This window comes from Hathewaya proteolytica DSM 3090, from assembly GCF_900142225.1.
Lineage (GTDB): Bacteria > Bacillota > Clostridia > Clostridiales > Clostridiaceae > Hathewaya > Hathewaya proteolytica.
Genome location: NZ_FRAD01000005.1, coordinates 1 through 12,182 on the forward strand (window position 1 = coordinate 1; position 12,182 = coordinate 12,182).

10 protein-coding genes are annotated in these 12,182 nt (G+C 34.4%); 1 reads left to right on the forward strand and 9 read right to left on the reverse strand.

Going from position 1 to position 12,182, the window contains the following annotated elements:
- On the forward strand, nucleotides 1-363 hold a 363-nt coding region (locus tag BUA73_RS02705), incomplete at its 5' end, for an IS3 family transposase (RefSeq protein ID WP_143146965.1).
- A 62-nt stretch (nucleotides 364-425) separates the two neighbouring features.
- Here BUA73_RS02705 and BUA73_RS02710 read toward each other — a convergent pair.
- From BUA73_RS02710 to BUA73_RS02750, 9 genes are all read right to left on the reverse strand, one after another.
- Nucleotides 426-3,011 carry an ATP-dependent Clp protease ATP-binding subunit gene (locus tag BUA73_RS02710; RefSeq protein WP_072902079.1) on the reverse strand — a complete coding sequence of 862 codons (2,586 nt, stop codon included), beginning with the start codon at nucleotides 3,009-3,011 and terminating at the stop codon, nucleotides 426-428.
- A gap of 41 nt (nucleotides 3,012-3,052) precedes the next feature.
- Nucleotides 3,053-3,661, reverse strand: coding sequence for a TIGR04100 family radical SAM protein (locus BUA73_RS02715; RefSeq protein ID WP_341465300.1), 609 nt, complete (start codon nucleotides 3,659-3,661; stop codon nucleotides 3,053-3,055).
- A gap of 21 nt (nucleotides 3,662-3,682) precedes the next feature.
- Entirely contained in the window at nucleotides 3,683-4,504 is an 822-nt protein-coding gene (locus tag BUA73_RS02720; protein ID WP_072902082.1) for a pyridoxamine kinase, read from the reverse strand.
- Between the two features lie 39 nt (nucleotides 4,505-4,543).
- Nucleotides 4,544-6,100: an ABC-F family ATP-binding cassette domain-containing protein gene (locus tag BUA73_RS02725; RefSeq protein WP_072902085.1), complete on the reverse strand. Its 1,557-nt coding sequence runs from the start codon at nucleotides 6,098-6,100 to the stop codon at nucleotides 4,544-4,546.
- 50 nt (nucleotides 6,101-6,150) lie between these two features.
- Nucleotides 6,151-7,134, reverse strand: a complete 984-nt coding sequence (locus tag BUA73_RS02730) for a tyrosine-type recombinase/integrase (protein ID WP_084672006.1) — start codon at nucleotides 7,132-7,134, stop codon at nucleotides 6,151-6,153.
- A gap of 54 nt (nucleotides 7,135-7,188) precedes the next feature.
- Complete coding sequence (locus BUA73_RS02735; protein ID WP_072902087.1) at nucleotides 7,189-8,082, reverse strand: hypothetical protein; 894 nt, start codon at nucleotides 8,080-8,082, stop codon at nucleotides 7,189-7,191.
- A gap of 129 nt (nucleotides 8,083-8,211) precedes the next feature.
- Complete coding sequence (locus BUA73_RS02740) at nucleotides 8,212-9,606, reverse strand: MATE family efflux transporter (protein ID WP_072902089.1); 1,395 nt, start codon at nucleotides 9,604-9,606, stop codon at nucleotides 8,212-8,214.
- A 159-nt stretch (nucleotides 9,607-9,765) separates the two neighbouring features.
- Nucleotides 9,766-11,874, reverse strand: coding sequence for a helix-turn-helix domain-containing protein (locus BUA73_RS02745; protein WP_072902091.1), 2,109 nt, complete (start codon nucleotides 11,872-11,874; stop codon nucleotides 9,766-9,768).
- A gap of 22 nt (nucleotides 11,875-11,896) precedes the next feature.
- Nucleotides 11,897-12,139, reverse strand: coding sequence for a hypothetical protein (locus tag BUA73_RS02750; RefSeq protein WP_072902093.1), 243 nt, complete (start codon nucleotides 12,137-12,139; stop codon nucleotides 11,897-11,899).
- Nucleotides 12,140-12,182: the final 43 nt, after the last annotated feature.

Sequence of the window (12,182 nt, forward strand, 5' to 3'; positions counted from 1 at the left end):
GATATAGTACTTGATACACTGCACAAGTTAAAGAATAACAGGAATGTAAAATTAACTAAAGATGCTTTTATCCATTCAGATCAAGGCATTCATTATACTAGTCCAGCTTTTCAAAAATTAGTAAAGAAATATAAATTAGGACAATCTATGTCTAGACGTGGTAACTGTTGGGATAATGCACCACAAGAATCATTCTTCGGACATTTTAAAGATGAGACATACATAAAGCCCTGTAAAACTTTAGAAGAGTTAAAGCGGGAAATTAAGCAATATATGATTTATTATAATAACTATAGATATCAATGGAACTTAGAAAAGATGACCCCTGTTCAATACAGAAATCATCTTCTCAATTGTGCCTAGGCTTTTTTAAATTGTCCTTGACAAAGGGTACATTTTATAATTCACAGTGGTTTTTTATGCACTTAATTTCTTTTTTCTATATTGAACAGTATGGAAGCATCCTTTGCGTGAACAATAACATCACTGCCCTGTTCTAAATCACCCCTTAGCATAAGCCTTCCTAGTTCTGTAACTATGTGCTTGTCGATATACCTTTTAACTGCCCTTGCCCCATAATTTACAGAATAAGATTTATCTATTATATATTGTATCGCTTCATTAGTTAATTTAATATTTATCATTTTATACGTAAGATCCAGATTCAGCTCCTCAATGTCAAGATTAATTATATCCCATATATCCTCTGTGCTAAGAGGCTTAAAAAGCACCACATCATCTAAGCGATTTATAAATTCAGGTTTAAAATTGCTCTTCACAATGTCTTCCACTTCAGTACGTCCTTTTTTGCTTATGTTGAAATCATCGTCCATATTGGAAATAATACTTTCAGAACCTAAATTAGAAGTCATAATTATAATAGTGTTTTTAAAATCTATTACCCTACCCTTACTATCTGTCAATCGCCCTTCGTCTAATACCTGCAGCAAAAGATTAAAGATCTCTTCATTGGCTTTTTCAATCTCATCTAAAAGGATAACTGAGTAAGGCTGTCTTCTTATGATTTCAGTGAGATGCCCTCCCTCCTCAAAGCCCACATACCCTGGTGGGGCTCCTATTAGCTTTGAAACTGAATGCTTTTCCATATACTCGCTCATATCTAGTCGAACTAAACTCTCTTCATCGTTGAATAGGATCTCTGTAAGCACCTTTACAAGTTCAGTTTTGCCTACTCCAGTAGGTCCTAAAAATAGGAATGAACCAATAGGTCTATTTAGCTTTCGAATGGCAGACTTTGATCTTATTATAACATCTGAAATAGCATTTACAGCTTCATTTTGTCCTATTATCTTTTGGTGAAGTACCTTATCCAAGTTCAATATCTTATCTTTTTCACTTTCATTGAGCTTTTTTACCGGAATGCCTGTCCACCTAGCTACAATTTCTGCTATATCCTCTTCATTTACTTCCTCTTTTATTTTATAAGTGTATTCCACATTGCTCAACTGCTCTTCTTCTTTTTGCAGAGGTTTTAGCTTTGTATAAGTTAACATAGATACCTTTTCAAAGTCATTGCTTGTGCTGGCAGTGTCTATTCTGAGCTTAACTTCTTCTATTTGCTGTTTTACCTCTTTTATTCTATCTACTATTTTTTTATCTTCTTTCCATTTTTCGTATCCTTTTTCATAGGATATAGTTAATTTCTTTATTTTATCATCTAATTCTCTTGAATGAAGCCTAGAAATATCATCTTTTTCTTGACTTAATGAAGCCTTTTCCATCTCCAATTTCAAAATAGTTCGCTCTAGCTCGTCTAATTCCGTGGGAAGTGAGTCCACCGCTGTACGAATCATAGCAGCAGCCTCATCCATTAAGTCAATAGCCTTATCCGGAAGATATCTATCCTTTATATAGCGATGAGACAAGGTAGCCGCAGCTATAATGGATTTGTCTGATATTCTTACACCATGATGAACTTCGTATTTCGATTTTATACCTCTAAGCACCGATATGGTATCCTCCACATTGGGCTCCATAACCATAACCTTTTGAAATCTTCGCTCTAAAGCCCCATCCTTTTCGATATACTTTCTGTACTCATCAAAAGTAGTGGCGCCAATGGTCAATATCTGTCCCCTAGCTAGCATTGGCTTTAACATATTGGCAGTATCAAGACCGCCAGAATTGTTGCCGGCACCCACCAAAGTGTGAAGCTCGTCTATAAACAATATAATTTGTCCATTGGAGCTTTCTATAATCCTTATGACTTCCTTCATTCTCTCTTCAAATTCACCCCGGAATTTAGCACCAGCTATTAAAGAAGCCAAATCTAAAGCGTATATTATTCTGTCCTTAAGAGATTCCGGCACATCCTGCTTTATTATCCTCTGGGCTAAGCCCTCTACTATGGCAGTTTTACCAACACCAGGTTCTCCGATGATAACAGGATTGTTCTTATTTCGCCTGCAAAGTATTCTTATGATTCGATTGATCTCTTCATCTCGACCGATTACAGGATCTAGTCCACCTTGTTTAGCTTCAGCAGTAACATCTCTTCCATACTTCAAAAGCACATTAGTCAATTCAGATATTTGTTTGTCCTTTATAGACACCGTAGCTCTGTGGGCCATGACCCTTTCATGGATTTCATTATAATTTATCTTATGTTTTTCAAATATACTTTGACTTGTTATCTTATTCTCTTTTAAAATAGCTAAGTACAACTGCTCAATGTGAATGTGGGCATCATACATACCCCTAGCAATGTCCTCCGCCACTAAAATTATTTTCTGACATGTTCTATTATAATATAGCTTTGTAAGGGCATCTTGGCTCTTAAGCTTGTCTATAGCTTCATCAACATCCTTTTTATAAGAAAAAATATCAATATCCATTTCCTTTAAAATTTCCATGACCATGGAAGCTTTTTGTTCTAATATAGCTCTATGAAGGTGTAGCTCCGTAAGCTCTGAGTTTCCCTTTCGTATGGCTATGTTTTGTGCCTCTTGCATTATCTGAATAGTGCGCTCTGAAAATTTTTCAACATTCATAACAATTCCCCTTATAAAATAATAATAAACTACGCCTTGATTTACTGATCCTCATCTTTATGTCTAACCCTAAGTGGAATACCCATGCTGCTAGCCAAATTTTTGCATCTTTCAATTTGCTCCTCTGATATAACATCTACCACAGAGAACTTAACTTCTTTTATGTATTTCTTGCAATCCTCTGCATATCTTAAAAGTGCTTCAAATGACTTCAATCCATAAGGAGGTTTGCTTATTTGCAAATACTCTTCCGCACTAGGTGCATTGAGACTTATAGATATTGAGTCCACAAGACCTTCTAGCAGATGTGCAGTAGGCTTATTGTACACGAGATCACACAAGCCATTTGTGTTTATTCTTATATCTTTATTTGTTATACTTCTTATGTATTTACATACTTCTATGACCTTTTCTAGTTTAAGCAAAGGCTCTCCGTATCCACAAAATACAATATGCTCATATTTATCTAAATCACATTTTTTAAAAGCTTCAATGACTTCCTGAACTTCTGGCTCATGGTCCAGCCATAGGCTTTCATTTCCCCTTACAGAATCGTATTCATTTCTTATGCAAAATACGCAATTGCACTGACATTTGTTTGTTATATTGATGTACAGTGTATCTCCCATATTGTACAAAATGTTCATCATATTACTTCCTCCTATCCTCAATTAAAGGCCACATAATTCTCCTAAAAAAGGTTGAAATTTAATTCCTTCATTTCCATGGTCAGAAAAAGATTCTGTGTATTCCACAACCTTATATATGAAGGAAGTGGCTGTTTTTACTGATTCCTCAAGACCTTTGCCCTTAACCATGGCAACGGATACAATAGACGTGAATATATCTCCAGTGCCACTATAGGATTTTTCATTATAAGGTACTGAAGATAGGTAAAATTCTTTTTCTTTTCTATTAAAAGCAAGATTAAGTATATTGCCCTCTTTTATTATGCCAGTAATTATAACATGTTCTGGGCCTATCTCACTGATTTTTTCCGCTTCCTCTTTGTAAAACTTTAAGATGTCGTCGCCACTATAGTGCATATGGCTTCCCGTTATAATAGAGCTCTCTGTTATGTTTGGCGTTACAACCTGGGCTAGTTTAATCAATTCCTTCATTTTATAGCACATAGCTTCAGTGTAAGTCTTGCATATTACTCCATTGCTTCCCATTACAGGGTCTACCACGATTAAAGATTCCCTGTGTTCTTCACAAAACCTTCTTACGATATCTATCTGATCCTCCGAGCCAAGGAAGCCCGTAGCAATGCCGTGAAACTTCACATTGATTTTTTGCCAATTATTTATGTACTCCTCCATCTCTGGAGTAAAATCGAAAAATGAAAAGTTCTTAAAACCCGTTTGTGCCGATAAAATAGCAGTAGGCAGAGGGCTGACCTGAACCCCCATGGCAGACATAATAGGTATGGACGCCATAAGGGAACAATTTCCTAAGCCCGATAAATCATTTACTGAAGCTATTCTATACATAAAACCAACTCCTCTCTACGTCTCTCTAACCTCTCACTGTTACACTATTTTTGTAGACCAGTTTTCCACATTCCATACTTCCGTCACAATGTCCTCATAAAAATCTGGCTCATGGCTTACAAGTAATACAGTTCCTTTAAACTGTTTTATAGCTTTTTTTAATTCATCCTTTGCATACACATCCAAGTGGTTTGTAGGTTCATCTAATACAAGAAAGTTAACTTCTTTTAACATAAGCTTGCAAAGTCTTACCTTGGCATTTTCACCACCACTTAAAACTCTCATTTTACTTTCAATATGCTCTGTGGTAAGTCCACATTTGGCAAGGGCTGCCCTAACTTCTCCGTTTCCAAGACCTTGAAATTCGTTCCACACCTCTTCAAGAGCCGTATTGTCATTATCTCTAGAAGATTCCTGTTCAAAGTAGCCTACATGAAGATATTCACCTTGGATACTATCACCAGAGTATGGTTTTATTATACCTAAAAGAGTTTTTAAAAGTGTAGACTTTCCTAGACCATTTACGCCCTTTATGGCTATCTTTTGACCTCTTTCTATAACCATGTTTATTGGCTTTGTGAGTTCAGTGTCATAGCCTAAAACTAGATCCTTTGTTCTTATTACAATCTTACCAGAGGCTCTAGATTCCTTAAACCTAAAAGTAGGCTTAATAATTTCTTTTGGCTTATCCAATATCTCCATTTTTTCCAATTGTTTTTCTCGAGACTTTGCACGACCCTTCGTAGAAAATCTAGCCTTATTTCTAGCTATGAAATCCTCCATCTCCGCTATTTCTTTCTTTTGTTTTTCGTAAGCATGTTCCTCTTGACGCCTCTTTAAATCCTTCATCTGAAGGAAGTATTCATATGTGCCCTTGTACCTAGTTATTTCGCAGTTTTCCACGTGATAAATCATGTTTACTACCTCATTCATAAAACTTTCCTCATGGGATACAAGAATAAAAGCATTTTCGTATTCCTTAAGGTACTGCTTTAACCACTCCACATGATTTGCATCAAGATAATTTGTAGGCTCATCTAAAATCAAAATCATTGGCTGTTCTAAAAGCAATTTTGTTAAAAGCACCTTTGTTCTTTGCCCACCACTTAACTCATTTACCTTTTTATCAAGTCCTATGTCTGTAAGCCCTAAACCACTGGCAACTTCTTTAATTTTTGCATCTATGGTATAAAACCCATTGTGTTCTAAAGTTTCTTGAATTTCTCCAACTTCCTCCATCATCCTATTAACTTCATCCTCAGAGGCAGTGGCCATTTTTTCATACATTTGAAGAACATCTTTCTCCATTTCAAACATATTGATAAATGCATCTTTTAAAACATCATTTATAGTCCTATTAGGTTCCAATTCGCTGTGCTGATCTAAGTAACCATAAGTTATCCTATTGCACCATTGAACCTTACCCTCGTCTGGGGAAAGCTTTCCTGTTATTATATTTATGAATGTACTCTTTCCCTCTCCATTAGCTCCAACAAGGCCAACGTGCTCTCCCTTTAGCAATCTGAAAGACACATTTTCTAATATTTGTCTTCCTCCAAATCCATGGCTTACACCTTCTACTGTTAATATACTCATTTCATTTCTCCTATAAAATCATAAATTTCGACAATTACACATCTATTATACTAAAAAATATCTATTAAATCACCTGGATTATTTTCAATTTTATCAACAGAATGAAGATATCTATTTGTAGTTGATATATTAGCGTGCCCAGCAAAATCTCTCACCTTTTCTAAAGTGACACCCTCATTAATTACCATAGTGATAGCCGTATGCCTTGTAGAATGCACCTTTAGCTTTTTGTCTATTCCTGCATTATCACAAACCCTCTTAATTATGAGATTCAGCGTATTGTGATTTAACTTCTTGCCATTTAAGCCATTGACTGAATGGCCTAGAAATAAGTATCTATCTTTCTCCCATTCCCCTTCAGCAGAGCTCTTCTTTACGTAAAGTTCTATGAGTTCCCGCACATTATCTTGCAACTTAATAAGGTCTTTTTTTCCGCCCTTCCGAATTACTTCTATTACATGATAATTGCCATATCTTATTATATCCTTTAACCTTATATTTATAATCTCAGATTTTCTAAGAGCCGTTGTAAAAGCTAAGGCCAAAATTGCTTTATCTCTTAGACCTATCAAAGTGGAAGTGTCAATACTAGCTAATAGCATCTTGCACTCTTCCTTTGTTAAAAACTCCGTTTCTTTTGACACCACCACTGGCTTTTCATTTTTTAAATACTGAAAGGGGTTGTATTTTACTACATAAACATCAGAATTGTTTTCTCTGTATTTCATAAGCCACCTATATAAGGCACTAAGAGATGATATCTTTCGATTTACTGTGGCAGAGGAATAGCCCTTTTTCTGAAGGTACATAATGTATTGCTCAGCATGTACATTATTTACCTTTCGTATATCTTCTAAAGTAATATCTTCAACTCTGTCCACATTAAAAAAAGTTTTAATATCCCTTTCATAGCTTTTAGAAGTATTTATACTTTTAACACTTTTTATAGATAGAAAATGCCTTATAAAATGCATGTTATCCGGCTTGTATGTCATCACTTCTCCGGCATTTACACTACATATTTCCTCATTCATATTTAATCTACTCCTTGAAAAAAGACCTTCTCGCTAGGAAAAGGTCTTTTAATTTTATTTATTGCCACCGTTATTTATAGGTCTCATATAAAATATCATTTTTTGTTGGTTTTCAGTTTCATAAGTTACATTTCTTTTGTGTACCCATTCTCCGTTATTAAATTCTCTAAGACTATCGCAAACATACGCATCGGTATATACACCTTCTTGAACCCAATTTAGGAATATATAAACGTGAGATGGATATCCAGGCATATTAGATAAATGGGTTGTAAATACCACATCACCTTTTTGCATCTGGTCTGGTTTATCATACATCTGCCATCCTAGTACCTGTAAACTTTCGGCCAAAGCTTTGGTGTTATTGACTGTAATTGGAACTGGAATACCATTTTGTCTCAATATCTCCGCTATAAATATAGCTGTAATTCCCTTATTGTCGTTGTTGTTTATGGCTACAGAATTGTTATAAACTTTATCCATGTTTTCCTTTGCCAAACAATATGTATATATGCTGTTTTCAGCAACTTCTTTTTTTGGCTCCTCCACAACTGGGTTTTCAGTTATTGGTTTTGAGTTAGTATCCAAAGGTTTATTTGTGCTTTTTCCTATAAGACTGGCAATAGGTGTACTAAAGGTTTTGATTAGAATCCACAATAATATTATGCCTATGACAACAAAGGTAACTATCATTATAATATTATTTCGCTTGTCATTTTTATCTTCCATTTCCTGCATCTTTTTTATAAGCTGCTTTTCTTCAACATCATTGTTGATTCTGTCTTTATATTTTGAAGCATAGTCCATGCCACTTTCTTTTTTTAACTTGCTGATGTTTTTAACTATGTCTTCTGTGCTGCTCTTCAAGATACCATCATTGTCATCTGTTTTTCTTCTTCTAGATTCACCCTTACTGCTTTTGTCATTGTCCTTTTTGTAATCAAACATAAATTCACATCCTAAACAAAAATAATATTCTACAATACTATTGTAGAATATTATTTACAAGGTTGCAAGGCTAAAATTAAAAACTGCGAAATAAAGTCTTCATTTTTCACCATTATTAACGATTATCTCCTATAAATTACTGTATTGTAATTCCCTTTTCGCTTTATCTGTGATCTTCTTAGTTGATAATATATTTAAAGATCTCTTAAGATATATTAATGAAACTAAACTTACTATAATGTCGGTTATAGGGAAAGCAATCCATATATTTTGAAATCCAATATTTGTTCCATAGCCTAAGATACTTACTAAAGGACAGAATATAAAGATCTGTTTCATAATAGAAAATGATATGGCCTTTTTGCTTTTTCCTATGGATTGATAGAAATAAGTTGAAGTGAAATATATACTGTTAAGAGGATATATCAACAATACCATCCTAAGAATTCCAGCGCTCTCTTTTATAAGAGACTGTGGTCCAGATAAAAATAGCGATACTATATTTTCAGCAAAAATCATTTGAAGTAACCATAAAGCAGAGGCCAAAATCAAAGTAAGCTTTAAAGCATATTTTAGCACATTGGCCAATCTATTAAATCGTAAAGCACCATAATTATATGATGTTATTGGCTGCATACCCGTGGTAATTCCGATTATGGCTATATCCATAAATAAATATACCTTAGTTATCACTCCCACTATAACGATACCCTCTGTACCATTTAAGTGTCCTATTACCTTGTTAAGTATCATTACCATAAGAGCATCTGACATATCTATTATAAAGGCTGATATACCAGTTACTACTATTTCCTTTATTATGGAGAACTGCATCCTGTAGTACTTTAGTTTGAACTTAAAAACAGATTTAGCACTAAAGAATTGTTTTATAGCGTAAGCAGATGATAAGGCCTGACTTATTACTGTAGCTACAGCAGCTCCCTTTATTCCATAAGGGAAAACTATTACAAAAACAAAATCTAAAACAATATTACATAACGCTCCAATAATTGTAGCTTTCATAGAAATACGTGAGTTTCCTGAAGAAGTAATGAGCTCTGGAAGTACGATGGTAAATACATTTAGTATTCCACCAAATAAAACAATACTCATATACTCTTTCGCAAAAGGAAGTAGCTCTTCATTATTTCCTAAAAACATCAATATTTTATCAAGGAAAACGTATATTACGCCTGTCATACATATACTAATAATTATGCATGTTATTATGCCATTACCAGCAATTTTTTGAGCTTTTTCTTCATTATTAGCTCCGAAGGCCCTAGCTGACGCTGCTGATGATCCTGCTGCAATCATAACTGCAACTGCCACCATTAACGTTTGTATTGGAAGGGCTATAGTTAGTGCTCCTATGGCGCTATTTCCTATAGTTTTACCTAAGAACACTGTATCGATTACGTTATATAGCTTGGCAACCATCAATGATATAATGGCCGGTATAGCTAGTCTGTGTAACAGTGTTTTTACGTTTTCCGTCCCTAGTTTACTATTGTCATACTCCATATAAACCACCTTTTTTTAAATAATTTTTTTCCACTGCTATAATAACATTATAAAGCTTTCCCTTGTAAAAAATAACCTATTACTTTGTTGACTTATATGGACTCTTTTGCTATGATTCAATTTTTACATTTTCTTGATAAAAGCAAAAAACACCTTTGTTTAGGTGTTTTTCGTATTTTTCGCGTTTATTTTTTCCAAAATTATTAGCTCTAGGCCAAAGGGTTCTAGACTGGACTTCAAAGAATACATACTACTTTCCTTCACATAATCAAAGGTTACCTTAGGAAAATTGATGTTCTTTAATAGCTCCACTTCCTCTATTCTTAAGGATAATGGCCTTCCAAGATTCACCCAATAGTAGTATGGACAACTTTGTTCTTTTGTGAGCTCATATCGGATTAATTTATAATCCTCTTGAAGGTTCAGTACATTTATGGTGGTCTCATTCCATATATCTTGATTGTATGACTCATTTACAAAGTCCATCAATGATAAATTATTGTTTTTGCAGATTTTGCTCAATTCTTTTGGACTCATATAATTGTATAGCAAGATTACATAATCGTCCTCATTCTTTGTTACAATGTACCCCTTACCCTTTTTAAGCACTTCATCACCTAATTTCGACAAGAAGTAGTATGCAAAATAAGATGGCTTTCTAAGCCCATTGGAATAAGATAAACCCCTTTCCCCCTGGAAAACAAAACTGTTGTTGTCGTGTACATTTAGTGGGTAAGACTCATCCACAGCCTTCATCAAAAAGTTAAACTGTTTTTTATCTAAAATTTTATCTACAATGTACGCACTCATAAAGTTAGTTTCTTTTTCCATACCATTGCTAAGACCCTTAAGTTCCTTAGGTAAAAGTATAATGCTGTCGTCAATTTCTTTTAACAATAATTGGATTTTAGAAACTGTGGCTTCATCCAAATTGGAGGGAATCCTAAATCCGTACTTGCAAAGATCGCTGAAGTTATCATAAAGATACTGTGCAAAGGCCTTTAGAATCTCACAAAAATCAGTTCTCTGAACATCCTTCATAGTCACATCGAATATTGGATTTAAATCTATATTGTAAAGCACCCTTATGCTCTCCTCAAGAAAATTAAAAAACCTAAAAACGTCTGCCTCCGATTTTATCATTGGAAAAACTTCGCTGATTATGCCATATTCAAATTGAAGTGTATGCTGTACATCGGTGAGCTCCTCTATAAAAAACTTATTAAACAGACTGTGTATATTGCCGATTTCTATATATTTCATAAAGGAAAAATCCATTTCCTCTATTTCTTCAATTTCTTGACGAACATCAATATTTAGAACTTCTATTGAGTCGTAGGGAGTGCTTTCCTCTTCATAATCATCGATGTAGGGAAGAAGGTATTCTAGAGCATCATTTAAGTCTAATACCTTGTACTTTGTATTTTTCACCAGCTGTTCATCAGTGAATTTGTATTTTTTCCTAAACTGACTAGGAGTACAATTATAGTAAGTCTTAAAGTTCTTGTTGTAGTATCTAACATGGGAAAAACCAGTTTCCAGTGCAATATCTGAAATGCTCTTGTCCGTATCTAAAAGCAACTTTATGGACTCTTCAATCCTGGTCAAGTTTAGAATTTCTTGAAAGCTATACCCAAACCTGTTTTTTAACTCATGGGATAAGTAATGTATACTTAAGAATTCTTTATCTGCAATGTCCTTAAGGCTTATTTTGTTCATATAGTTTGTATAAATGTACTTTGTGATTCTGTGATACCTTTCTAACTGTATTTCTTTGTCCTTAAGATCGCTATCCTCCACCGTTAAGTAATGGAACTCATTTACAAGGTGGAAAAGCAATGAAACTACGTTGCTCTGAATTTCTATTTCAAATTCTTCCCCACGGCGTATCATTTCGTAAAAAATATTGGACAAATACCTTTTCAATACATCATATTTCTCTTCTTCCTCTTGAGATGTATTGTCTGTGTAGAAAAATACATCGTCTATATCCTTATAATAATTCTTCAAAAATTCCGTATCAATATTGAACATTAGGACAAGATTGTCCTCTTTAGATGAAATAGTATGTGCCTCGTCCACATTTATAATTTCCACTTCACCTTGCTTTATAGAACAGCTTTCTGAATCTATGGTTACATCTACTTCCCCCTTTAAAACATACAAAAGTTCTATGGAATTGTGCCAATTAAATGGTATGTTTTTTATGTTTAGTAGTTCAATATTTACGGGTATTCCTCCGTAAAAACAAATATGTTCCCTTCTCATAATTATCTCCTGTTCTTTTTTCTTATCTTCCTATAAGGGGGCTGGCAGTTATGGCTGCACCACTTCCATTACCTCCTGTACTGCCACTGGCCTCTTGTACTCTCTTTATAGCTGCAATAGTCAATATGCCTGAACCGATCTCAGATAAAAGGGTCCCCACATAAACTAGTTCAGTTATACTCCTGTTGTCAGCTATCAATATTGATATAGCATTGGCCAGTATAAGTATTTCTTGTCCACTCAGCATATCAGGATTATTCGCCATATAACCTCCCCCATAAAATTTCCTTGTTTATTAATATATACGC